Raw genomic sequence first — 24016 nt, 5'->3', positions numbered from 1 at the left:
CCGCGGCCGATGCCACCGCCCTCCGCGTCGGCGTCGTCGAACACGACCCGTGGCCCCTCTCGCCGGCCGACTGTACGCTCCGGCGCAACGACTGTTTCGACGCCAACGGGTTCGAGACACCCACGAGTGACCCGGTGTGTCACTACGCGCCGGCGGTCGAAGTTCGGGCCGACCGTCTCCGTCGCGTCTGACCGAGCGGGAGGAGGTCGGTCGGGTGACGCGAGCCTCGAACGGGGTGCAGTCGACCGGTTCCGGCCGTCTCCACCCAGCTATTTACCGCCGGGCGTCGTCGTTGGAACGATGACCGCCGTCGACGGGAACGCCGACCAGACCGCCGAGCGGTCGCCATCGACGGCCGAGCGAGCGGCCCCGGACGAGACGCTGCGCTCGCTCGACCCTCGCGTCAGATACGTCTGGGCGATGCAGGCGCTCGTCGCCGCCGCGATCTTCGGCGCGCTGGCCGGCGGCGTCGCCTACGTCGTCGACCCCGACTACCTCTGGGTCGGCGGCCTCGTGTTCGTCGGCGTCGGTACGCTCACGGTCGGCCTCGCCCTCGCCCGGTACCGCGTCTGGCGCTACCAGGTTCGCTCCGACTCGCTGTTCCTCCACCGCGGCGTCCTGACGCGCGTCCGGACCGTCGTCCCGTACGTCCGCATCCAGCACGTCGACTCGAACCGCGGCCCCGTCGAGCGCGTCGCGGGGTTGGCGACCGTCGTGGTCTACACCGCCGGGTCGCGGGGCGCGGACGTGACGATTCCGGGACTGACCCCCGAGCAGGCCGAGGCCCTCCAGGAGCGTCTGAAGCGCCTCGCCATCGTCGCAGAAGGGGAAGACGCGGTATGAGACTCGACGTCCGGTCGGTGCCGTACCGGGCGGGCGAGTCGGTGACGCGACTCGTCTGGCTGGTCGGCATCGTCCTGCTCACCTCCGAGGGGACCGACGTGCCGCCCACGCTGTTGCTCGCGGGCGGTGTCGTTGCCGTCGTCGCGCTCTCGGCGGGCTACCACGCCCTCTACTACCGACGGTTCACCTACGACCTCGGCGACCAGACGTTCGACATCCGGTCGGGCATCCTCTCGCGACGCAGTCGCGAGATACCGTACCGACGCATCCAGAACGTCGACATCGCGGCCAACCCCGTCCAGCGGGCGCTCGGCATCGCCGAGGTGCGCCTGGAGACCGCCGGCGGGAGCGCCACCGAGGCGACCCTCCGGTTCGTCGCCCGCGGGGAGGCGAGCAGACTCCAGGACGAACTCGGTCGTCGGACCCGGAACGGGACGCACGACCCAACCGACGAACGCGAGAGCGCGACGCGAGACGACTCCGAACCGTTGTACGCTATCACGATGCGCGAACTGCTGCTGTTGGGGTTCGTCTCCGTCGACCTCCGGGTCGTCTCTTTCCTCTCGGTCAGCATCCCGCTGCTCGCACCGTCGCTCGGCGACGTGCTCGGCCCGACCCGGCCGCTCCTGGTCCAACTGTCACCAATCACGCTCGGCATCGGGGGCGTGCTCGTCCTCTACACCGTCGCCGCGCTGGTCGGCGGGGCCGTCGCCGTCTCGAACTACTACGGCTTCCGCCTGACGCGGGCGCACGAGGAGTTGCGCTACGAACGCGGCCTGCTCCAACGGTTCAGCGGCACCATCCCGCTGGAGAAGGTCCAGTCACTCGCCATCAAGGCGAACGTGCTCGCCCGAATTATCGGCTACGGGTCGCTCGCCGTCGTCACCGCGGGCTACGCCCCCGGCGAGGGCGGGTCGCAGTCGGCGGTCCCGTTCGCCGAAGGCGACCGGGTCCGGACGCTCGCGCAGTCCATCGAACCGTTCGAGGACCCCGAGTACGTCCGCCCGCCGAAGCGCGCACGGCTTCGCTACGGGATTCGCTACGGCGTCGTCGCGCTCGGGGTCGTCGGCCTCGCGTACACCCTCGTCGCGTTCACGCCGCTGACGGGGGCGTGGTGGGGGACGCTCGTGCTGCTCCCCGCGGTCCCCGTCGCCGCCCACGCGACGTGGAGCGCCCGGGGCTACGCCGTCCAGGACGACTACGTGCTCGCGCGCAACGGCTACCTCGTCCAGCGGGAGGTGGTCGTCCCGTACCACCGCATCCAGACCGTCGCCACGACGGCGTCGGTGTTCCAGCGCCGGCGGCGACTCGCGACGCTCGTCGTCGACACCGCCGGGTCGGGCGGACACGGTGGGCAGGACGCCCGCGCCGTCGACATCGACGCCGACGTCGCCGACGACCTCCGAGAGACGGTCGAACGGCGGATGCACGCCGCCGTCGCAGAGCGCCGCGAGCAGTTCCACCGTGAGCGCACCGAGTCACTGCGCGAGGAACCGTCGGCGTCGGGAACACGCGACGAGCCGTCCGGCCCGCGGACCGACCCCGTGTAGCGCCGACGTACAGTTCTGGCGACCGTGTGGGCTGCTCAGTGCTCGAACGTCTGGAACTCCACGGTCCGGCCCTCGGGGTCGGTCGCGAAGAACTGGTAGATGTCGTAGCGCTCGTTGAACCGAGGGTCGCCGTCGGTGTCGACACCGTGGTCGACGAGGCGCTCGTGGGCGGCGTCGACGCCCGCCCGATTCGGATAGACGAACGTGAGGACGCCCTCGGTCTCGGGGGCCTCCTCGGCGGCACAGAAGCCCACGCGGAACGCGCCGTGTTCGAGGATGGTGCAGTCTGGCTGTTCGTGCCAGACGCGTGCGCCGACCGTATCGGTGTAGAACGATACGACGTCGTCGAGCGCGGCGGTGCGGAAGAAGACCAGTCCCATGCCCGAGGGGCGACCGGGGGGTGCAAAACCGTAACGACTGTCACCGTCCGCCGAGATATTCGTGGTACATGGGGGCACTCGACGCACACGACCGACGGGAGAGCGCGGAGACGACGGTCGAACGCGTGACGACCGCGGCGGGGGTCGTCGCGCCCACGGTCGCACTCGGGTCTATCTTCCTCGCGACGGTGCTCTCGGGGGAGTTCTCCTGGACCGAAGACCCCCTGTCGTTCCTGGGGGCGGTGGGACAGCCGACCCGGTCGCTGTTCAACTACGGCCTCCTCCTCGGTGGCGTGATTTCGCTTCCGTTCGCCTACCGCCTCGTCCAGACCAGTCGGGGGCGGGTCGAACGTATCGGTGGCGTCGCGTTCGCGTTCGCGGGCGTGGCGATGGCGCTCATCGGCGTCTTCCCGATGGGGGCGACCTACCACTTCCCGGCCGCGGCGTCGTTCTACCTGCTGGTGACGGTGACGACGGTGCTGTACGGGACGGGAAACGTCCTCGTCGGTGACAGCCGCCTGGGGGCGCTGACCATCGGACTGGGCGTCCTCAACGTCGCGGCGTGGGTCGTCTACCTCACCGTGTTCGAACCGACGGGGCTCTCGCTGGCGGCTCCCGAGATCGTCGGTGCGCTCGCGTTCGGCGGGTGGACCACCGGAACCGCCGTTCGCCTCGCCTGAGACCGTCGGTGCAGTTCGCGGCACTCCTCCTCCGGCCCGTCACCCTTCGTCGCCGACGAGTTCGGCGAACGTCACGATGTCGTCGTCCGTCCCGGCGACGACGAGTTCGTCGCCCGTTTCGAGCCTGAACTCCGGGCCGAGGTCCGAGACGAGCGTCCCACCGCGTTCGACGGCGACGATGGTACAGCCCGTTCGGGCGCGGACGTCGGCGTCCCTGAGCGTCCGCCCAGCGATGTCGCCCGGCGCAGAGCGGATGAGTTCGACCTGCTGGTCGAACGTGATGACCTCCTCGTCGAGGATGGTCGACGCCAGCATCCGGCCGCTCACCGTTCCCAGCGAGAGGACGTAGTCCGCTCCCGCACGGTACAGTTTTCGAACGCTCTCCTGGGACTCCGCACGGGCGACGATCTCGACGTCCGGGCTCAACTCCCGGACGACGAGCGTCGCGAACACCGTCACCGTGTCGTTGGGCAACGAGAGGATGACCGTCCCGGCCCCCTCGATACCCGCCTCCCGGAGTACGTCGACGTCGGTGACGTCGCCGGTGACGTCCGCGCCCTTGACGGGGTCGGTGTCGACGGTCACCTGCGGGAGGCCGAGTCCCGACTCGTCGATGGCGCGCTCGACGGTCGTGCCGACGACGCCCAACCCGGCGACGACGACGTGCCCGCGCCGCCGGCGGCGCTGTTCGGAGCGCGTGAGTCGTTTGAGGTCCTCCAGTTGCTCCTCGCGACCGGCGACCAGCAGGATGGTCTGTTCGTCGATGAGCGCGTCGGGCGAGGGTGGGGAGACGAACTCCCCGCGGAACCACGCACCGACGATGTTCGCGCCGGTCTGTTCGCGGATACCGCTGTCGGCGACGCGAGCGCCGTCGAGTTCGCTGTTCGACTGGACCGGGAGTTCGACGACGTCGAACCCGTCGCCGATCTCGATAGCGTCGTCGAGGTCCGAGGAGACCCCCGAGGTCACCTTCGTCGCGAGGCTCTCACCGACGAGTTGGCGCGGGGAGAACACCTCGACCGCGCCCGCCAGTTCGTGGTACTCCGTCATCCCAGGGTCCTCGACGAAGGTGATGACGGGCGTGTCGGCGACCTGCGTCGCGGTGAGCGCGACCGAGGCGTTGGTCGCGTCGTCGACGTCGGCGACGAGCGCCTGGGCGTCTTCGAGAGAGACCGCGTCCTCGTAGGTCTCGACGCTCTCGGGGTCGCCGTGGACGACCCGGGTCTTCGACTCGTAGATGTCGGCCGCACGGTCGCGGTCCGGTTCGACGACGACGTACGGTATCTCGCGCGCCTCCAGTTCGTGGATGAGCGCCTCGCCGCGGGGCGTGTAGCCCGCGATTACGACGTGCCCGACGAGGTCGACGGACGTGGGGGCGGCCGTCGACAGCGCCTCCTCGAACAGCGGGAAGACGAGCGTCGGGAGCGCGAGGAAGATGAGGAACACGCCGGTGAGGTCCATCACGATGACCATCACGTTCATCTGCCAGCTCTCCCAGGGCGCGTCGGAGCCGAACCCGGTCGTCGTGAACGTCTCGACGACGACCTGTAGCGAGTGGAGGAAGGAGATGCGTCGTCCTTCGAACGCGCCCATCCCGTAGTCGTACCCCACCGAGTAGACGAGGATGACGACGAACAGGCCCACGGTGTACTCCGCCGTCCGGCGCTGCCACTTGTTCATCGCACTGTACTGCCGCGGTAGAGGGGAAAACCGTTGGGTCTCTACCGGCGATTCTCACCGACGCTCGGCGACCGAACCGGGCGAACGGGCCGCGACGACGGAACGCTTATCCGCGTTCCTGTTCCCGAGAGTGTATGTCACGAAACCCCATGCAGGTGGCGGCCGCGGTGGTCGCCGCCGTCCTCCTCGTCGTCGCGGGGGTGCTCGGCGGGAGCTACCTCTCGCTGGCGGCTCCGTTCAGCGGCGGCGCGTGGACCGGCGTCGCCGACGGTGGCGACGGCGTCGGCAGTTCGGTCTCCGGCGCGCTGAACGGCGAGACGACCGTCGAGAACCCTCACGGCGAGGCCACCGTCGCGTACGACGAGGCGGGCGTCCCGCACATCGAAGCCGAGAACGAGGCGGCGCTGTACTACGCCATCGGCTACGTGCAGGCGCGCGACCGCCTGTGGGAGATGGACCTCCAGCGGCGACTGATGGGCGGGACGCTCGCCGCCGCCGTCGGCGAGCAGGCCGTCGAGTCCGACCGGTTCCACCGCGAGATGGACTTCCAGGGTGCAGCCGAGGCGTCCTGGCAGGCGCTCGAAGACACCGAGTACGGGCCGCTCGTCGAGGCGTACACCGCCGGCGTCAACCGATACGTGGAGACCGAACCGCTCCCCGTCGAGTTCCGCCTGAACGACTACGAACCCGAACCGTGGACGCCCGAGGCGACGCTGCTCATCGACAAGCAGATATCGTGGTCGCTGTCGGGTGACTTCCGCGACCTGGAGCGGGGTGTGCTGGACTCGACGCTCGCCGCCGAACAGGTCGACCAGCTCTACCCGGACCAGCTGGACCACGACAGCCCCGTCCTCCGGACGGAGTGGAACGGGTCGAGCGCGAACGCGACCGCACGCTCGGACCTCGCGGACTACGACGCGCTGTACGAGTCGCTGCGTGACTTCCAGCGCGAACCGGGCATCGGGTCGAACAACTGGGTCGTCTCGGGCAACCAGACCGCGAGCGGACAGCCGTTGCTCGCGAACGACCCCCACCTCACCCTGACCGTGCCGCCGGTGTGGTACGAGATGCGCCTGACGCTCACCGGCGAGGACGGCTACGACGTCCGCGGCGTCACGTTCCCCGGCGTCCCGAGCGTCATCATCGGGCAGAACCGGAACGTCGCGTGGGGCGTGACGAACGTCGGCGCGGACGTCACCGACCTCTACACCTACGACACTCCCTCGAACGACACCTACGTCTACGACGGCGAGGAGCGCGCGTTCGAGACCGAACGCCAGACCATCGCGGTCAAGGACGGCGAGGACGTGGACATCACGGTCAGGAAGACCGTCCACGGGCCGTACCTCGAACGCGAGACGCCGAACGGCTCGGTCGCCGTCGCCGTCGCCTGGACCGGCCTGACCGGGACGAAAGAGGCCATCGCGATTCGCGGGTTCAACGCCGCGGAGACCGTCGAGGACGTCGAGGAGGCCGCCCGGGACTTCGACTCGCCGACGCAGAACCTCGTCGCCGCCGACAGCGAGGGCGGGACGCTGTTCCGCGCGACCGGAAAGTACCCGTACCGTTACATCGACGGGGAGCGCGTTCGCGGCGACCGCGTGTTCGACGGCTCCGCCGGCGAGGGCGAGTGGCGTGGGTTCACGCCGTTCGGCCAGTCGACCTGGGAGGGGTTCGTCCCCTACGAGCAGGTCCCCCACGTGCTGAACGCCGACTACGTCGCGACGGCGAACCAGCGCACCGCCGACGAACCGGGGTTCTACCTCTCCGAGAGCAGTCGGTACGCCGACCCGTACCGTGGCGCGCGTATCTACGAACTGCTCGACGAACGCGCCGCCTCGGGCGAACCGATGGACCGCGCGTTCATGCAGACGATGCAACGCGACGTCTACTCGAAGGCCGCCGAGGGGTTCGTTCCCGGCGTGCTGGCGTCGCGTGAGGCGATGGACGAGGACACCCGCGACTGGGCCGACTTGCTGGAGTCGTGGGACTACAACATGACCGCCGACTCCGAGGCGGCGTTGGCGTTCGCGCTGTTCCGTCAGGAGGTGCGCAACGCGACGTTCCACGACGAGTTCGCCGCGGAGGGTCTCGACGAGGGCTACTACCCGCACCTCTACGTCACCCAGACGCTCCCCGCCGACAGCGAGTGGTTCGACGACGTCCGGACCACCGAGCGCGAGACCCGCGCCGACGCGTACGCCACGGCGATGAAGCGCGCGAAGGCGCGCGCCGACGAGAACGGCTGGGAGACGTACGGCGACTACAACCAGTTGGACCTCGACCACCCGTTCCCGGTCGGCTACCTCGACTACCCCGAGCGGGCGATGGACGGCTCGCCGTTCACCGTCTCGAACTTCCGCGTCGAGGGGTCGATGCAGGCCGGCTCCAGCTGGCGGATGATATCGACGTTCGGCGACCAGCCGTCGCTGGGGGTCATCCCCGGCGGCCAGTCGGGCAACCCGTTCTCGCCGCACTACCACGACCAGCTCGACACGTGGGCCGAGGGCGAGTACAAGCCGATGGCGTTCGATTCGCCGGGCGACGTCGACATCAGGTTCACCGCGGCGGACGCGGATTCGGAGGACAGCGATGAGTGACGCCGCACGGACGGGACGCATCCGCGACGCACTGCGGAACGGCCAGTACTCCGACGCGCTCGTCGTGTTCACGTTCCTCGTCGGCCTCGCGCTGACGGCGGTCCACTGGGTCGGACTGGTCGTCGGAGGGCTGTTGCTGGGCGTCCTCGCCACCTCGTTCTGGCGGGCCGTCCAGTACGGCTTCTACCTCGGCGTGACGGTTCTCGCCGTGTTCCTCGCGTACCTCTGGCTGTTCGGCGCGCTCCCGCAGTTCTTCGCGGCGGGGCAGTTGACGTGGCTGGCGGTGGCGGTGACGCTGTTCGTCCCGCCGCTGGCGGCGACGGTCCGGGCGTTCGGCTGAGGGTGCGGAGTTATCCTCACGCACCGTGACTGACATGCCATGGCGAATCCACTGTTCTCGACATACTCTCAGGGAGAGAACCGCGTCACGTCGACGCTCGTCGCGGTCTTGGGCCACGTCAACGGTCGACTGGTTGAGGAACTCGTTGGTGCGATGCTCGGCGACCCGGAGTTCGAACTACTCACGCTCCAGAATCAGGTCACTGGAGAGGGGTCGGTCCCCGACGCGCTCGTTGCCGGAACCGGTGAGGTGTACGTTGAGACGAAGACCGCTCGCGGTGCGGTCGATACCGACCAGCTTCGTGAGCATCTCGCGTACCTCTCGGACGACGACGCGCACCTGCTCGTGTTGACGCCGGACGATACCCGTCCGAGCGCAGTTGAGACAGTGGCCGACGAGCGCGTTCGGTGGTCGAACTTCGACACGCTCGTCGAGGCGGTCGAGACGGTCCTCGACCGGACGAACGCGGACACGGAGACGACCGGTGCTATCGCGACCGAACGAGAGGCGTTCTTGCTACGGGAACTCGTGAGCTTCGTCTACGAAGCGGACCTGACGAGTGGACGGGACGACCGGGTCGCCGTCGTCGCGGCGGGTCGCCACGGATGGGACGAGTTCCAACGGTACGGCTGTTACATCCACCAACCGGACCGGTCGTTCCGGCCGTCGAGGTATCTCGCGTTCTACGTCGACGGCGAGGTGAAGTCGACCGTTCCGGAGGTCACGGAGCGAGTGAACCGCATCCGGTTCACCCGGCTGGGAGTCGAGAACGCCAACGGTCTCACGGAGCGTCAGCGACGCCACCTGCTTGGCGTCCTCGACGAGATGGAAGAACACGACTCGGAACGACTCGGCGACGAACACGGGGTCTTTTTCCTCGACGAGGACACCGGAATTCGACTGGACGGTCCGGTCGAAAACGACAAGACCGCACGCGAGTCTGACACGCGAGTTGCGTTCACCTACAGTCAGCGGTACGTCTCCGCCGACCGCCTCCGACGAAATCCGGCGTACACAAGCGCGCTGGAAGACGACTGAGGTCGGTATCGTTTTCCGAACTGGCGGAGGAGGCTGAAGTATGCAACCGGACCTCTCGACGCTCGACACGTTCCTCGACGACCACGGCGCGGACGGCTACCTCGTCTACGCCGACGCCGAGGACTCCACCCAGCGCTACCTCTCCGGGTTCGACGCCCCCGACCCGTTCCTGACGCTGTACGACGGCGACGTCCACCTGCTGGTCTCCAGTCTGGAGTACGGCCGCGCGAAGAAGGCCGAGCGGCCCGCGACCGTCGCACGCCACGCCGACTACGACCACATGGCGAAGGTCGAGGAACACGGCTTCGAGGAGGGGACCGACCGCGTCTTCACCGACTTCCTCGCCGACCACGGCGTCGAGTCGGTCGTCACGCCCGAGGACTTCCCGCTGGCGACCGCCGACGGTCTACGCGACCTCGGCGTGTCCGTCGAGGCCGAACGCGAGGGCGTCGTCGACGACATCCGCGCGGTGAAGACCGACGAGGAGGTCGACCACGTCAAGGAAGCCCAGAAGGCCAACGAGCGCGCGATGGCCCGCGCCGAGGAACTCATCGGCGAGGCGACGGTCGAGACCGGCACCGACGCCGGGAGCGGCGTGCTCGTCCACGAGGGCGAGGTGCTGACCAGCGAGCGCGTCACCCGCGAGATAGAGATGGAACTGCTTCGCCACGGCTGTGCGCTCGACGAGACCATCGTCGCGTGCGGGGCCGACGCCGCCGACCCGCACGACCGCGGGAGCGGCCCGCTGCGCGCCGACGAGTCCATCATCGTCGACATCTTCCCGCGCGACAAGGAGACGAAGTACTTCGCGGACATGACCCGGACGTTCGTGAAGGGCGAACCGAACGACACCGTCGCCGAGTGGTACGACCTGACCCAGGAGGCGAAGGAAGCCGCCTTCGACGCGCTCGAACCCGGCGCGACGGGCAAGGACGTCCACGACGCCGTCTGTGACGTCTACGAGGCCGCCGGCTGGCCGACGCTCCGGAGCGACGAGACCACCGAGACGGGGTTCATCCACTCGACGGGCCACGGCGTCGGCCTCGACATCCACGAGGGGCCGAGCCTGAGTCCCCGCGGTGACGAACTGAAGCCGGGCCACGTCGTCACCATCGAACCCGGTCTCTACGACCCCGAGTTCGGCGGCGTCCGCATCGAGGACATCGCCGTCGTCACCGAGGACGGCTACGAGAACTTCACCGACTACCCCGAGGAACTCGTCGTCGAGTAGCCAGCCGCTCCGCGCGAACGCCGTCCTGCCGGCGTCGGCGGCACTCCCCGCACGTTTTTCATCGATCACGTCGACGCTCGGACGTGAACCGCCCTCCACTGAACGCGTTCGGTCCACTGCTCGCACTCTGGCTCGCGCTCGCCGTCGGCGGGACACTCGCGGTCGTTCCCGTCTCCGTCCCGGTCGCGGTCGGGGCCGGCGTCCTCGTCGCCCTCGGAACGCTCGTGCTCTCCAGAGGACTCGACCTCGCCAGCGTGTTCGCTCGCTCGCGAGCGCACTACCTCCTGGCCCTCCTCCCCGTGTTCGTCGGGACGGTCGCGGTCGTCCTCGACCTGACCGCGGTGCTCGACCTCGGCGTCCCCGAGACGGGCGCTAGTGCCGGAGCGCGCGCCGGCCTCGCCTTGCTCGTCGGTATCGCGTCGACCGTCGTCGGTGGTGTCGCGCTCGTCTCGGCCGACAACCAGTCTGCCGCCCGTCGACGGGCGAGAGAACACGAACGTCTGTCCTGGACCGCGAGAATCGACGAAGCCCACGAGCGGCGGTCCAGACGCGCGTACCTCGTCGTGGCCGTCCCGGCCGGGGTCGGGGGGCTCGTCGCGCTCGGAGGTGGCTCGTCTCTCGGAACCGGACTGCTCAGCGGTGCTGTCGCCATGGGCATCACGGCGTTCGTCGGACTCGACCGTCCGACGGAGTACACAGCACTCGACGGCGGACTCGTCGCCGGCCCATCGGACGGCGTGCGAGAACGGTACTACCCCTGGACGCAGTTCGTGGGGTACGAACGGACCGACGACGCGCTCGTCCTCCGTCGTCGGCTCCCGGGGACGTCGTTCCACTGTGCACTCGACGACGTGGCCGACGCCGAGGCGGTCGTGGCCGTCGTCGACGACAGACTCGATAGACTCGACTGACCGGCGACGTCCACGCCGGTCGGCCGTCGTGTCAGTCTCCGCTGCCCCCACCGGTTCGGTCGCGCGATGACTCCGCGATGCCGGCGTTCGGCGAACAGCTCGGACAGGCGAGCAGGCGACCCTGCTCGTCCGAGAAGACGGTCTGGAAGCGACGCGAGACGTGGCCGTTGCAGTTGTCACAGTGGGGCATGGCTCTCAGCTGAAGGTACCAGTAGAGCAGAGACTTCCGTACAAACGTTGCTCGGCTAGTTGTATAGACGGTCGCGTGCGAGCGCCGGGGCCGTGGCGGCCGACTCGGACAGCCTTTTTGCCCGCGGCGGAGTCGCTCTCACATGCACTGTTGTATCGTCGGTGCGGGTGAGATGGGGACGTGGCTGGGTGCCACGCTCGCCGCGACCGACGACTTCGACCTCGCGTTCGCCGACACCGACCCCGAGGCGGCCGAGCGGGCGGCGACGGCCGTCGGGGCCGACACCGTCGCGCTCGACCCTGCCGACTCGACCGACCGATTCGACGCCGTCGTGCTGGCGGTCCCGATGCCCGTCGTCGCCGACGCCGTGGCGACGCAGGCCCCGCGGGCCGAGCGCGCGCTGCTCGACGTGTCCGGCGTGATGGCCCCGGCCCTCGACGCCATGCGCGAGCACGCCCCCGACCGCGAGCGCCTCTCGTTGCACCCGATGTTCTCCGAGGCGAACGCACCGGGTCGCATCGCGGCGGTCGCCGACGCGAGCGGTCCCGTCACGGCGGCCGTCCGCCAAGCGCTCGACGCGGCCGGCAACGAGGTGTTCGACACGACAGCCACGGACCACGACGAGTCCATGCGGACGGTCCAGGCGAAGGCTCACGCCGCCGTACTGGCGTTCGGACTCGCGGGTGCCCCGGTCGACCCGCGCTATCACACCGACGTCTCGACGGCGCTGTTCGACCTCGTCGAGAACGTCACCGGCGGCACCGCCCACGTGTTCGGCGACATCCAGACGACGTTCGACGGCGCGACCGAGGTCGCCGCCGCCGCCGAGCGCATCGCCGAGACGCGGGGCGACCCCGAGGCGTTCGCCGAGCGCTACGCGGAGGCCAGACGACTGGTCGAGGGGGCGGGCGCGAGCGACGCGCCGACGGAGGGCGACCGATGAACGACGAGCAGCGTCGGTCGGTGCTCGACAACGCCCGCTACCTCCGACAGGTTCGGCCCGTCGACCCCGAGGAGATCTACGAGTACGTCGCGGGGACGCCACACCCGGCGGTCGTCCGCCAGACGCTCCGCGAGGCGGCGTTCGACCTCGGCCTCCGCGAACGCGACGACGGGACGTTCGTCCCCGCCAGCGACGACCCCGTCGAGGCCCGGCCCGGACGCGTCGAGGCGTTCCCCGACGAGTACGCCGAACGCCTCGAAGACCTCCTCGTCGAGCGCTACGGCCTCGACTGGCACGCGGGCGAGTCGGGCGACCGACTGCGGGCCATCACCCGCCGCATCAAGGAGGAGTACTACCGTCAACACCCCGTCGAGTACGACGAGGAGACGGCGCTGGCGTACGCGCTGTACCACCTCCCCGACAACTACGCGGTCGGGCGGTACGTCGTCGGCGACCTCGTAGCCGGTGGGCAGGTTCCCAAGACGCTCCGCGTCCTCGACGTCGGCGCGGGCGTCGGCGGGCCGGCGCTTGGCCTGCTCGACCTCCTCCCCGACGACGCGGTCGTCGAGTACCACGCCGTCGAACCGAGCGCCGCCGCCGACGTGTTCGAGGAGGTGGTCGACACCGGCCGGAACCGCCACGTCGAGGTCCACCGCGAGACCGCCGAGGCGTTCGACCCCCACTCGGTCCTGCCGGGTGCGGAGGCGGAGGGTGGCGCGGGGGGAGACGGCGGGGGCGGCGCGACCGGTACCCGCGGGTTCGACCTCGTCGTGTTCGCGAACGTCCTCTCGGAACTCGACGACCCGACGGCGGTCGCCCGCCGGTACGCCGACGCGGTGGCCGACGACGGGACGCTCGTCTGCATCGCACCCGCCGACAAGAACACCGCCATCGGACTGCGCGAGGTCGAACGCGACCTCGAACGCGAGGGGAGCGCCGACGGTGCGGACCTCACGGTGTACGGCCCCGAGGTCCGTCTCTGGTCGTGGCGCACCCCCGAGGACCAGGGCTGGTCGTTCGACGCCCGTCCGGACCTCACCGTCCCCGACTTCCAGCGACGACTCGACGAGGCGACCCCCGACGCCGACGCGGACCACGCCCCCGGCGAGTTCGTCAACGTCGACGTCCAGTTCGCGTCCTCGCTGCTCCGCCGGGACGGCCGGACGCGAGTGAGCTTCTCGCCCGACTCGTCGCGGTTCGCGCCGCTGGCCGAGAGCGAACACCACGTCACCGACCGCCTCGACTGCGTCGCGTTCAAACTGTCGGGCGACCTCTCGGAGGGCAACCCCCTCTATCGTATCGGCGACGGGAGCCAGTCGGTCGACCACTACGCCGTCTGCACTCGCGAGTCCGCGCTGAACCGCGACCTCGAACGCGCACCGTACGGCGCGCTGTTGAGTTTCGAGAACGCCCTGTTGCTCTGGAACGACGACGAGGAGGCGTACAACCTCGTCGTGGACGGCGAGACCGTCGTCGACCGTATCGCCTGAAGTGCGAGGATTTTCTGACCAGGCATTCGGTTTCGCTCACTAAAATTTGAATCAGTTTTGTAATACGATAAATAACGGGAAGAGTTAAATATCTTCGAACCGACGTGTGTGGTATGCGACAGCCCTCCACCGTCGTCGCGCTCGCCGCACTCGTGTTCCTGGCCGGATGTGGCGGGATGCTCGGGAGTGACACGCGGACAGCGGACGCTCCGAACCCGGGTGCCGTCCCGACGGACGACCCGATGGCGGACCCGCCGGACGGTCTCTCCGAGGCCGGTATCACCGACGAACACGACCTGTACGCGGCGAACACACGGGGGCTGGCGAACCGGAGCTACACGCTTCGCTCGAACCAGACCGTCACGGCCGCGAACGGGACGGTGTTGACAGAGTATCGGTCGACCTCGCGTACCACGACGAACCACAGTCTCGGTTTCCAGACGGTGCGGTTCGAGGCCAACGAGGCACCGTTTTCGGCCCTCGATAGGTGGCAGAACACGACACACGTTACACAGCGCGTCGTGGGCCCGGACGGCCAGGAGTACAGCGTCTACGAGTGCTCCCCGTCACAACAGTGTGGGTTCGTTGGGTCTCCGAACTTCCAACGACTGCTCGCACTCTACCAGCGCGCGGAGTCGTCGTCGGTCACGTCCTCCGGCGGCGACATCGAACTTCGGTTCTCGGCCCCGCGTAACCAGTCCGTCGGCTACTCGGGAGCTGGTGCAGTCGACGTCACCAGCCAGACGGTCACCGTGACGCTGACCGAGAGCGGTCGTCTCGACGAGTATCGCGTCGAGTTCTCGGGGCGACTCGTCGGGTCGGGTACCACCGTCGACGGTGTCGCGGTCGTACAGGTGGCCGACGTCGGCGCGACCGACGTCGAGCGGCCCGACTGGGTCTCGACCGCGCGCAACGCTAGCACCGCCTGATTCCGCGGTCACGACGAGCCGTCCCGGCGGCTCGCCGAAGGTCTCCCTCATCGCCACCCTGCCCGGAGCCGACTGCTAAGAGGCCGGCGCTCGCGCTCCCACTATGGAGCGAGCAATCGTCGTCGGTGCGTCGTCGGGAATCGGTCGGGCGCTCGCCGAGCAGTTGGCCGAGCGTGGGTACGAGGTCGGACTGGCCGCCCGGCGCGTAGAGCGCTTGGAGGAACTCGGCGAGTCACTCCCGACGAAGGCGTACGTCGCGCGCATGGACGTCACCGAGACCGAGGAGGCACGCGAGCGCTTCGACGCGCTGGTCGAGGCGATGGGTGGGGTGGACCTCGTCGTGCTGTCGGCGGGGACGGGCCAGCCGAACACGGAGCTCGACTGGGACGTCGAGCGCGATACCGTCGCGGTCAACGCACAGGGGTTCGCAGCGCTCGCGACGGCGGCGATGGAACGGTTCGACGAGCAGGGTGCCGGAACGCTCGTCGGCATCTCCTCGGTCGCGGCGCTGTTCGGCGGCGGAGCGTCGCCCGCCTACAGCGCCTCGAAGGCGTTCGTCTCGAACTACTGCGACGGCCTCCGCGCGTGGGCCGCGGGCCGTGACCTCGACGCGACCGTCCTCGACGTAAAACCCGGCTACGTCGACACCGAGATGGCGTTCGGCGACTTCTGGAAGTGTTCACCCGAGACGGCCGCCCGACAGATCCTCCGGGTGGCCGACGCCGGCCGGCGTCACGTCTACGTCACCCGACGGTGGCGACTCGTCGGGTGGGTGCTCAGGGGGCTCCCCGACGCGGCGTTGGAGCGCGTGTTCTCGTGAGCTGTGTCAGTCGACCTGCCGGCGTCTCGTCAGCACCGCCGTGCCGGCGTCCGACTGGACGGTCCGCTCGACGGTGACGTAGCCGTCGTTGCGCTCGACGGCGAGCGCCTCGCCGACGCCCAGTTCGACCCGGGCGGTGAGGGTGTGGCTGCCGTTCGCCGGGAGCGTTCCGACGCGTTCGCGCCCCGTCCAGAGCAGGTCCCCGTCGGCGAACAGTCGCGTACGGACGGTGACGTTCTCGCGGTCCTCGGCCGCGCGGTTCGTGAGCGTCACGGTCACGTCCCGACAGGTCGTGCCACAGGGCTCGATGCCGTCGATGGACAGCGAGTAGTTGCGCTGGGACGCGGCGGGACCGGCCGCCGCGTCCGTCTGCTCGCTCCGGGAGTCCGCGTCGTCGAACGGTGAGGGGACGTCAACGACGCCGACGACCACGCTCGCCGCGAGCGCCGCGAGGAGGACCGCAGCGACGCCGAGGGCGGTGGCGGCTGCTCGTTGCATCTCCCTGACAGACGGGTCGAGCGCGATTAGGTGTACTGGCCGTCGGGTGCGGTGGAGTTTTCGCACCGCCGACCGTCCGGCCGCTATGCACGTCCTGCTCACGAACGACGACGGCATCGACGAGTCGGGGCTTCGGGCGCTGTACGACGCGCTCGACGCGCTCGACGGCGTCGACGTGACCGCCGTCGCGCCGGCGGACGACCAGAGCGCCGTCGGCCGAAAGCTCTCGACGCGCGTCGACGTCCGGGAACACGAGTTGGGGTTCGCCGTCGAGGGGACGCCCGCCGACTGCGTCGTCGTCGGCGTCCAGTCGTTGCTGGAGGAGGTGGACCTCGTCGTCTCGGGCTGTAACCGCGGCGCGAACCTCGGTCAGTACACGCTCGGTCGGTCGGGGACCGTCAGTGCGGCCGTCGAGGCCGCCTTCTTCGAGATTCCCGCCATCGCCGTCTCGATGTACGTGCCGACCGACGAGGTGTCGTTCCGCACCTACGACCCCGACCCGGCAGTGTACGGGGAAGCCGCCCGCGCAACCGCCTACCTCGTCGAGGAGACGGCCGCCGACGGCGTGTTCGGCATCGCCGACTACCTCAACGTCAACGCGCCGACCGCGGGCGAGGAGTCCTGCGAGATGGTCGTCACCGAGCCCTCGACGTTCTACGACATGGACGCCGAACGCGACGGCGACGTCGTCCACCTCCACGACCGCATCTGGGAGCGGATGAACGAACAGGACGTCCCCGACCCCGAGGGGACCGACCGCTACGCCGTCCTCCACGGGAAGGTGAGCGTCTCGCCGCTGACTGCCCCTCACACGGTTACGTACCACGAGACGCTGTCCGGGTTAGCCGTCGAGTACTGAGCGACGGCTGCCGACGGGCCTCGACAGCCCTCGACTCCTCCTACCCGCTCTCGACTCCTCCTATCAGTCCTCGACTGCTCTTACCTGCTCTCGACACCTACTGGCTCTCGACACCTACCGTCCCCCTCCGAGGGCGACCCGATCTCTGTCGCCGTTCGTGGTCGGTCGAGGGAGCAAACACCTTGTGGGACGGCGTGGTTCACCCGCGTATGCACGAGACGGTACTGGAGTTGTTGCAGCGAAACGCGGCGCACGCCGAGACGTTCCGGACCCGGTTCGACGACGTCCAGGACGGCCAGCACCCCGAAGCGGTCACCGTCTGCTGTTCGGACTCGCGGGTGTTGCAGGACCACCTCTGGGGGAACGACGACCCCGGTCACGTGTTCACCTGCTCGAACATCGGCAACCGCGTCGTCCAGCGGACCGAAGCGGGCGAAGTGGTCTCGGGAGACGTCCTCTACCCGATTCGTCACACCGGAACGGAGACCGTCGTCGTCGTCGGCCACACGGGCTGTGGGGCCGTCACGGCGACGTACGACGAGGTGACCGACGGACTGGACGAACCGGCGGGCATCACCCACTGCATCGACGTGCTGAAGACACGACTGGAGGCCGGCGTCGAGGCGCTCCCCGACGGACTGAGCCGTGACGAGGCGGTCAACCACCTCGTCGAGTACAACGTCGACCGACAGGTCGAGTTCCTGCTGGAGAGCGACGACGTCCCCGACTCGGTGACGGTCGTCGGCGTCGTCTACGACTTCCAGGACGTCTACGGCGGCGAACGCGGCGAGGTCCACGTCGTCAACGTCGACGGCGAGACGAGCGTCGACGCGCTCGCGGCGGCCCACCCCGACCTCGGACCGCGCGTCCAGCGTCTCTGGGCGTACTGACCGACGCGGTCGGCGACCGAGTTGCTCGGCGTCGCCGTCGCCGGTGAGTGACCGTCGGGCGGTCCCACCCCCGTCGCCGCTGTAGTGGTCGAAGGGGTCGGTGGGGGGACCATCGAACCGGACTACTCGGAGGTGGGGGAGACACCACCGTCGCCGCTGTAAGCGCGCGAGCAGGTGGGGTGGGGTCGTGACGGAACTCTCGGGACGGACCTCGTTCGCGACGCCGTGGACCGAGTCGCACGTGTCGACGGTCGGCAACTTACAGCGGCGACGGTGGTGTACCGTGTCCGGTCGCGACCGGCCGTCCTGCCTCTGACACCCGATGAGGCCACGTACCCCTCGTCTTACAGCGGCGAAGGTGGTCTGAACTTGCCGACGCGTCACTCGGCAGTCGGTGGCCCGCGAAGCTGCGTGACGGCCGACGACACCGTCGGTTCGGCTGTGGCGAACTGCATTCAGGACTTGTGTGTGTCCTGAATTCCTCATATTTACAGCGGCGACGGTGGTGTGTGTCGTCGTTCTAGTTACTTTCTTCTCGTTACAGTGGCGAGTGAGGTGAGTGGGTCGTCTAGACAGTGTCAGTACGGCCGTTCAGCGGCGGCCCACCCCCCGCCCCTCCCCTCGGACGGCTTTACAGCGGCGACGGTGGTGTCCCCCTCGGACACGACACCGACGCACCGAGACGAGAGAGACGCGACTAACGTGCCGAAACCATCGGATTTACAGCGGCGACTGAACCCCCTTCGAGCCCTCGAATCGACTCGTTCGGGCGGGTCGACGAGCGCGTTACAGTGGCGAGACCACTCGTGGGGCTCGTTCGCGAGGTGAACGGTGTTTTCCGGCAAGACACGCGTTCGACTCGGTGATTTACAGCGGCGGCCATACCCTAGTACACTATATACCGGTACGAACAGTTCCAGACGTCTCGATGCCCACCAACGACGCTCATCTCGACCCCGCTCCGCCCGAGGAGCGTAACACGCTGTTCGACTACACGGACACCGTCTTCGACGACGAGGACCTCCTCGAAATCGGCCACCTTCCCGACCCCGAGCGAATCGTCGGCCGCGACGAACACATGCAGAAGGTCGCCGACGCGCTCAACCCCGCCATCTTCGGCTCCGCCCCCTCTCACCTCTTCATCTTCGGGAAGACCGGCACCGGAAAGACGCTCATCTCACGGTCGGTGACGGAGATGCTCCAGACCGAGGCGGACCGCGAAGGCGTCACGGTCCAGTACGCGTTCATCGACTGCGGGGAGAAGAACACCGAAGCGTCCGTCGTCAAGCGCGTCGCCCAGTCGCTCAACGACCCCGAGCGAACCGAGTTCACCGTCCCCGAGCGCGGTCTGGCGACGGGTGACTACTACGAACGGCTGTGGACCGTCCTCGACACCTGTACCGACGTCGCCATCGTCATCCTCGACGAGATCGACATGCTCGAAGACGACGAGGTGCTCCGGAAGCTCTCGCGGGCCAGCGAGAACCGACGCATCAACAGCGCGCGCATCGGCGTCATCGGTATCTCGAACAAGATCGACTACCCCGACCAGATGTCCGAGCGCGTCAAGTCCTCGTTCTCGCGAGACGAACTCGTCTTCCCGCCGTACGACGCCAACCAGCTCGGCGAAATCCTGGAGAACCGGCGCGACGCGTTCCACGACGGCGTGCTCACCGAGGACGCTATCCCGCTGGCGGCCGCTCTCGCCGCTCAGGAACACGGCGACGCGCGGAAGGCCATCGACATCCTCCGGAACGCCGGTCGCATCGCCAAGCGCGTCGGTCACGACACCGTCACCGAGGACCACATCCGACAGGCCAAACAGAAGACGGAGGTCGACCGTCTCGCCGAACTCATCGACGGGTCGCCGCTTCAGGCGAAGGTGCTGCTCTACGCCCTGACGAAGCTGACGACGAACAACGACCGCGTCGAGTTCACCTCCCGAGAGATCTACCACGCCTACACCCAGACGACGAACGCCATCGACCTCGACGCGCTCTCCGAGCGCCGCACCCGCGAACTCCTCCAGGAACAGGACTTCCTCAACGTCATCGACTCGACGAAGGAGAGTCGCGGCCGCGGCGAGGGCGTCACCGGCAAACACCGACTGCTCGAGTCGCCCGACATCGTCCTCAAGGTGTTGCTCCGAGACGACCGACTGGAACAACTCGAACCGTAGCGTCGGTTGCCGGTTTTACAGCGGCGAGGGTACCGTCTCTCCGACGCCTCCCCGGAGCGCGACCGTCCATCCGGGTCACGCTCCCGTGGTGACTCCACGGTGCCACCGCGGACCGTGTCGCTTTTCGTCGCCGTCGGGGATTCTCGGACACCGACGCCGATGACGACCCTGTTTCCGACGACGGTCGACAGCGACCGACTCCGCTTCGACCCACTGCACGACGCCGTCGCCCCGCTCGACCTGTACGAGTACCACCGCTCCGGTGAGATGGACGCCGTGATGCGCTCGCTGGGAGAGACACCACACGCGACACCGAGAGCGACGCTCGACGACATCACGGAGAGTCGCGAGGCGTGGACGGCGGGAGAGCGCGCGACGTACGCCATCACGCTCCGGGCCACCGAGGAGTTCGTGGGCGTCGCCGAACTGTGGGTCGAGTGGGAGCAGCGAAAGACGTCGTTCGGCATCTGGCTCCGAGAGCCGTTCTGGGGCCGGGGGTACTCTGCCGAACGTGCGGGCGCGATGGCGTACGTCGCCTTCGAACCGCTCGACCTCGAACTGGTCAGCGTCGGACACGAACCCGACAACGAGCGGTCGAAGCGGTCCATCGAACGGTACGTCGAGACCTACGGCGGCCAGTACGACGGTATCGTTCGCAACGCGCTCCCCGCGGGAGCGGTCGGCGGCCCGCGTGACCTACGCACGTACACTATCTCGCAAGAGCAGTGGCGCGAGAACGTGTCCGACGAGGAACGGTCGACGATTCGGACCGGGTTCGAACCGACGGGCGAGTCGGCCGACTGACGGGGCTCTCTACCCACACACGACAGTCACCGATAGCCATCCTGAAGCGACCGAGTCCGGCTACCGCTCGCTCCGTTGCTCTATCTTGTTCAACTCGATGAGCAACCGGAAGATGGCCTTCACCATGTTGGCGTCCACCTCGAAGCGTTCGGCGTTCTCGCCGGCGCGGGCCATCACCGCCTCCTCTTGGCCCTCGTCGGTCGTCGCCAACCCGCGGTCGCGTTTTACCTGTGCGATGGAGTCGGCGACGTAGGTGCGCTGGGCGATGAGTTCGACGATCTCGCGGTCGATGTTCCGTATCTCCTCGCGGAGTTCGTCGAGGTCCATCTCGTCGGTCGCCTGTCGGTCCGTCTGTCCGTCCTCGGTCGTGTTCTGGTCGGTGTCGTTCGTCATCCCTGTGTTCCTCCGTCGGTCTCGGTCGTCGTCCGCCAGGTCTCGCCGTCGTAGGCGGCCCACGTCTCGTGGACCCGTTCGATGCCCGCCGCGTCGCCGATGGCGACGAAACTGGGGCCGGTCCCCGACAGTGAGACGCCCGTCACCTCGGACATCGCCGCGACGAGCGGGTCGGTCGGGAAGTCGAGGGCCGCACAGAACGCGAGGCCGTTGACGGTCATCGCTCGGCCGTACTGCCCGCCGAGTGCGAGGTCCGCGGCGAGGTCGGCCATCGGCGCGACCGCCCGGCAGCCCTCGACGTCGGCGTCGGCGGAGTACGCTCGCTCTGGCGGCGTCCAGACGAGCACGTCCCACACCGGGTAGTCGCGGTGGAGGATGGCGTCCTCGTCGTTGTCGGTGACGGTCAACGCCCCGAGCATCGACGCGCTGGCGTCGTCGAACGCGCCGGTGACGGTGACACCCGCGTCTCGGGCCGCTCGGACGCCGATTCGGCAGGCTTCGACGCGCGTGACGAGGGCGTCGTCGCCACCTCCGTCGTCGTCTCCACTTCCGCCCTCTCTCTCGGCGTCCTCGTCTCTCGCCCCCTCGACGGGGACGCCGAGGGCGTCGAACGTCGCGAGCACCGTCGCGTTCGCCGCCGCGCTGGAACTCTTGAGACCGGCGGCCATCGGAATCTCGCTCTCGGTCCGGACGTGCGCCGACCCGTCGAGCGACGTGCCGGCGCGGTCGGCGGCGAGTTCCACGCATCGCTCGACGAGTCGTGTGTCGGCGTCCGGCGCGCCCGCGACCTCGCCGGTGACGGTGGCCTCGCTGGTCGCCGTCGGGTCGAGGTCGACGGTGGCGGTCGTGTAGGCGTCGATGGCGAACGCCGACCCGACGCCCGTCGCGAGGGCGTTCAGGACGGTGCCCGCGGCGGGCGCTCGCGCTCGTCCGGTCCGCATTACGCCACCCTTCTCGCGGGACGACTTACCGGTAGTGGTTGGGGCGAGCATTAGCGAGCACAACCAGAGAGCGCGAGTGACCGTGGTTGGGCGAGTAGAGGGAAGCGAACGCAGCGACCGTCAGGGACCGGTGGGGACCGAGCGCGGCGTTTTTCCCCCCGCGCGAGCAACGGTCGGACATGAGTCTCCGAAACGACATCGCCCCCGACAGCCTCCCCATCTCGCTCCAACCGGAGGGCGTCGAGGTCGAGTACACCGACGGACGCTCGGTGTTCTACCACGGCGTCCCCGAGAAGGCGACCGGTCCGGTGTCGACGCCACCGGGAAAGGACGTCCACGTGCTCGTCACCGACCCGACCGAGACCGAGGGCGTCGTCGTCTACGTCAACGACCGCAAGACCGCCGACGAGATTCTGGAGGACTCGGGCGTCGGCCGTGTCATCCTCGACGCCGGCGAGGAGACCACGGTGTTCCCCGGCGTCGACGTGAGCGTCGACTCCTACCGCGTCACCGTCGAGGCAGACCCGGAGGCCGCCCGCGGCCGGGTGTTCGTCTTCGCGGAGGACGAACTCGGCGAGCAGTCCTGGGAACTCGTCGCCGAAGAGTAGACCGACCGGCGGACTCGGAGGACCCTTCGGGGCGACAGTCAGAGTACGTGCACGCTCGCCCTATCTTTTCTCTACGACGGGCGTTGGACGGAACGTGGACGCGTATCGTCGCCTCCGTCGTCGCACGTACGAGTTGCTCCGGCCCGACTACGGACCGGCGAGTCGGTGGGTCGACCGTGGTATCTCCGCACTCATCGTCTGCAACGTCCTCGCACTCGGTCTCTCGACGGTCGATTCGATGGCCGTCACCCACGCGTGGGTGTTCGGTCTCGTCGACCGGGTCACCGTCGTCGTCTTCACCGTCGAGTATCTGGCGCGGGTCTGGTCGTGTCTGGCCGCGCCGGGGTACGACCGGCCGGTCGTCGACCGCCTCCGGTTCGCGACCCGGCCGTTCCTGCTCGTCGACCTGCTCGCTATCGCGCCGTCGTACCTCCTCGCGGTGGTGACCGACGTAGCGCTCGTCCGGGCGGCGCGACTGCTCCGGATGGCTCGCCTGCTGACGATGGCGCGGTACGCCGAGTCGATACGTCTGCTGTGGGTCGTCGTCGGGCGGAAGAAACGGGACCTGCTCGTCTCGCTGTCGGCGGCGTGGGTGACGCTCGTCTGTTCCTCGACGGTGATGTACTTCCTCGAACGCGGCGCACAACCCGAGACGTTCTCCTCGATTCCGGCGACGCTGTGGTGGGGCGTCGTCACGCTCACGACAGTCGGCTACGGCGACGTCTACCCGGTGACGACGCTCGGTCGGGTGTTCGGCGGCCTGGTCGCCGTCCTCGGCGTCGGTCTCGTCGCGCTGCCGGCGGGCATCGTCGGCGAGGGTCTCATCGAGGCGTCCAGCGAGCGAGCGGCGGACGACTCGACGGACGGGGCGGACGAGACCCCCGACGGAGACGGGTCCGACTCCGTCCACCCTCGACGCTGTCCTCACTGTGGTGCGTCGGTCGTCGCCACCCCACCGGACCCCGGCGACTGACCCTCCCGGTCGGGCGACCCGACGACGTCGTCACGAGAGCCTGGACCGTCGGTCCCCCGACGAGCTGCCCTACTGCAGGTAGGTCGGTTCCGTGGCGTCACACCGTTCTTCGTGGCGGTCGGCGTCGTCCTCGTTGTCGAACATCAGCCCGCAGTCCTCACAGGTGTACCACGTCATCTCGTCCCGTTGGACCTGTGTTACCATGTCTGACCGTCCACCGTCGGAGAGCAAATGCGTTACTCCAGC

At 68.7% G+C, this 24016-nt stretch carries 26 protein-coding genes; 19 read left to right on the top strand and 7 right to left on the bottom strand.

Annotated elements, in window-relative coordinates:
* The 3 genes from M1L36_RS19260 to M1L36_RS19250 form a co-directional block, all read left to right on the top strand.
* The coding region (locus tag M1L36_RS19260; RefSeq protein WP_250875361.1) for a DUF2071 domain-containing protein at positions 1–191 on the top strand (191 nt) is incomplete at its 5' end.
* A gap of 190 nt (positions 192–381) precedes the next feature.
* Positions 382–843, top strand: a complete 462-nt coding sequence (locus M1L36_RS19255; protein WP_250875594.1) for a PH domain-containing protein — start codon at positions 382–384, stop codon at positions 841–843.
* On the top strand, positions 840–2393 hold the full coding sequence (locus tag M1L36_RS19250) for a PH domain-containing protein (RefSeq protein ID WP_250875360.1): 1554 nt from the start codon (positions 840–842) through the stop codon (positions 2391–2393). Before M1L36_RS19255 ends, M1L36_RS19250 begins: the two co-directional genes overlap by 4 nt.
* Positions 2394–2428: 35 nt before the next feature.
* Here M1L36_RS19250 and M1L36_RS19245 read toward each other — a convergent pair whose 3' ends face one another.
* A complete protein-coding gene (locus tag M1L36_RS19245; RefSeq protein WP_250875359.1) occupies positions 2429–2773 on the bottom strand; it encodes a VOC family protein in 345 nt (114 codons plus the stop codon).
* A gap of 68 nt (positions 2774–2841) precedes the next feature.
* Between M1L36_RS19245 and M1L36_RS19240 the strand changes: the two genes are divergently transcribed.
* Positions 2842–3453 (top strand): DUF998 domain-containing protein, encoded by a 612-nt coding sequence (locus M1L36_RS19240; protein ID WP_250875358.1) that lies wholly within the window; start codon positions 2842–2844, stop codon positions 3451–3453.
* Between the two features lie 39 nt (positions 3454–3492).
* Here M1L36_RS19240 and M1L36_RS19235 read toward each other — a convergent pair whose 3' ends face one another.
* Positions 3493–5133: a potassium channel family protein gene (locus M1L36_RS19235; RefSeq protein ID WP_250875357.1), complete on the bottom strand. Its 1641-nt coding sequence runs from the start codon at positions 5131–5133 to the stop codon at positions 3493–3495.
* 134 nt (positions 5134–5267) lie between these two features.
* On the opposite strand from M1L36_RS19235, the gene M1L36_RS19230 reads away from it, so the two are divergent.
* The 5 genes from M1L36_RS19230 to M1L36_RS19210 all read left to right on the top strand — a co-directional run bounded on the left by M1L36_RS19230 (position 5268) and on the right by M1L36_RS19210 (position 11253).
* Complete coding sequence (locus tag M1L36_RS19230) at positions 5268–7733, top strand: penicillin acylase family protein (RefSeq protein ID WP_250875356.1); 2466 nt, start codon at positions 5268–5270, stop codon at positions 7731–7733.
* Entirely contained in the window at positions 7726–8073 is a 348-nt protein-coding gene (locus M1L36_RS19225; protein ID WP_250875355.1) for a hypothetical protein, read from the top strand. The genes M1L36_RS19230 and M1L36_RS19225 overlap by 8 nt, the downstream gene beginning before the upstream one ends.
* Positions 8074–8112: 39 nt before the next feature.
* Positions 8113–9111 (top strand): hypothetical protein, encoded by a 999-nt coding sequence (locus M1L36_RS19220; RefSeq protein ID WP_250875354.1) that lies wholly within the window; start codon positions 8113–8115, stop codon positions 9109–9111.
* Positions 9112–9151: 40 nt separating this feature from the next.
* Positions 9152–10342: a M24 family metallopeptidase gene (locus M1L36_RS19215; protein WP_250875353.1), complete on the top strand. Its 1191-nt coding sequence runs from the start codon at positions 9152–9154 to the stop codon at positions 10340–10342.
* A gap of 83 nt (positions 10343–10425) precedes the next feature.
* Positions 10426–11253 carry a hypothetical protein gene (locus tag M1L36_RS19210; protein ID WP_250875352.1) on the top strand — a complete coding sequence of 276 codons (828 nt, stop codon included), beginning with the start codon at positions 10426–10428 and terminating at the stop codon, positions 11251–11253.
* Between the two features lie 31 nt (positions 11254–11284).
* Here the strand turns inward: M1L36_RS19210 and M1L36_RS19205 are convergent, their stop codons facing one another.
* The gene (locus tag M1L36_RS19205) at positions 11285–11443 is read right to left on the bottom strand and encodes a DUF7563 family protein (RefSeq protein ID WP_250875351.1); all 159 of its coding nucleotides are present in this window, start codon (positions 11441–11443) and stop codon (positions 11285–11287) included.
* A 142-nt stretch (positions 11444–11585) separates the two neighbouring features.
* Between M1L36_RS19205 and M1L36_RS19200 the strand changes: the two genes are divergently transcribed.
* From M1L36_RS19200 to M1L36_RS19185, 4 genes are all read left to right on the top strand, one after another.
* Positions 11586–12386, top strand: coding sequence for a prephenate dehydrogenase/arogenate dehydrogenase family protein (locus M1L36_RS19200; protein ID WP_250875350.1), 801 nt, complete (start codon positions 11586–11588; stop codon positions 12384–12386).
* Positions 12383–13876: a DUF8157 domain-containing protein gene (locus M1L36_RS19195; protein WP_250875349.1), complete on the top strand. Its 1494-nt coding sequence runs from the start codon at positions 12383–12385 to the stop codon at positions 13874–13876. Before M1L36_RS19200 ends, M1L36_RS19195 begins: the two co-directional genes overlap by 4 nt.
* 113 nt (positions 13877–13989) lie before the next feature.
* Complete coding sequence (locus M1L36_RS19190; protein WP_250875348.1) at positions 13990–14805, top strand: DUF7537 family lipoprotein; 816 nt, start codon at positions 13990–13992, stop codon at positions 14803–14805.
* 103 nt (positions 14806–14908) lie between these two features.
* Positions 14909–15625, top strand: coding sequence for an SDR family NAD(P)-dependent oxidoreductase (locus tag M1L36_RS19185; RefSeq protein WP_250875347.1), 717 nt, complete (start codon positions 14909–14911; stop codon positions 15623–15625).
* A gap of 6 nt (positions 15626–15631) precedes the next feature.
* Here M1L36_RS19185 and M1L36_RS19180 read toward each other — a convergent pair whose 3' ends face one another.
* On the bottom strand, positions 15632–16123 hold the full coding sequence (locus M1L36_RS19180) for a hypothetical protein (protein WP_250875346.1): 492 nt from the start codon (positions 16121–16123) through the stop codon (positions 15632–15634).
* Between the two features lie 85 nt (positions 16124–16208).
* On the opposite strand from M1L36_RS19180, the gene surE reads away from it, so the two are divergent.
* From surE to M1L36_RS19160, 4 genes are all read left to right on the top strand, one after another.
* Complete coding sequence (gene surE, locus M1L36_RS19175; RefSeq protein ID WP_250875345.1) at positions 16209–16982, top strand: 5'/3'-nucleotidase SurE; 774 nt, start codon at positions 16209–16211, stop codon at positions 16980–16982.
* Positions 16983–17191: 209 nt separating this feature from the next.
* Positions 17192–17872 (top strand): carbonic anhydrase, encoded by a 681-nt coding sequence (locus M1L36_RS19170; RefSeq protein WP_250875344.1) that lies wholly within the window; start codon positions 17192–17194, stop codon positions 17870–17872.
* A 928-nt stretch (positions 17873–18800) separates the two neighbouring features.
* Positions 18801–20051 carry a Cdc6/Cdc18 family protein gene (locus M1L36_RS19165; RefSeq protein ID WP_250875343.1) on the top strand — a complete coding sequence of 417 codons (1251 nt, stop codon included), beginning with the start codon at positions 18801–18803 and terminating at the stop codon, positions 20049–20051.
* Between the two features lie 159 nt (positions 20052–20210).
* Positions 20211–20855 (top strand): GNAT family N-acetyltransferase, encoded by a 645-nt coding sequence (locus M1L36_RS19160; protein ID WP_250875342.1) that lies wholly within the window; start codon positions 20211–20213, stop codon positions 20853–20855.
* A gap of 60 nt (positions 20856–20915) precedes the next feature.
* Here the strand turns inward: M1L36_RS19160 and M1L36_RS19155 are convergent, their stop codons facing one another.
* Together M1L36_RS19155 and M1L36_RS19150 are read right to left on the bottom strand one after the other, a co-directional pair.
* Positions 20916–21248 carry a chorismate mutase gene (locus tag M1L36_RS19155; protein ID WP_369694266.1) on the bottom strand — a complete coding sequence of 111 codons (333 nt, stop codon included), beginning with the start codon at positions 21246–21248 and terminating at the stop codon, positions 20916–20918.
* Positions 21245–22189, bottom strand: a complete 945-nt coding sequence (locus M1L36_RS19150) for a shikimate kinase (protein ID WP_250875341.1) — start codon at positions 22187–22189, stop codon at positions 21245–21247. The genes M1L36_RS19155 and M1L36_RS19150 overlap by 4 nt, the downstream gene beginning before the upstream one ends.
* Positions 22190–22368: 179 nt before the next feature.
* Here M1L36_RS19150 and M1L36_RS19145 point away from each other — a divergent pair, with 179 nt between their 5' ends.
* Together M1L36_RS19145 and M1L36_RS19140 are read left to right on the top strand one after the other, a co-directional pair.
* Positions 22369–22797 (top strand): DUF5796 family protein, encoded by a 429-nt coding sequence (locus M1L36_RS19145; RefSeq protein ID WP_250875340.1) that lies wholly within the window; start codon positions 22369–22371, stop codon positions 22795–22797.
* Positions 22798–22891: 94 nt separating this feature from the next.
* A complete protein-coding gene (locus M1L36_RS19140) occupies positions 22892–23770 on the top strand; it encodes an ion transporter (protein WP_369694265.1) in 879 nt (292 codons plus the stop codon).
* Positions 23771–23839: 69 nt separating this feature from the next.
* Here the strand turns inward: M1L36_RS19140 and M1L36_RS21485 are convergent, their stop codons facing one another.
* A complete protein-coding gene (locus M1L36_RS21485) occupies positions 23840–23974 on the bottom strand; it encodes a DUF7128 family protein (RefSeq protein ID WP_305794567.1) in 135 nt (44 codons plus the stop codon).
* Positions 23975–24016: the final 42 nt, after the last annotated feature.

It is taken from the genome of Halomarina rubra (assembly GCF_023699475.1).
GTDB classification, from domain to species: Archaea; Halobacteriota; Halobacteria; order Halobacteriales; family Haloarculaceae; genus Halomarina; species Halomarina rubra.
Note: the sequence above shows the minus strand (reverse complement) of the source record. Positions and strands in the feature narration are given on the sequence as shown.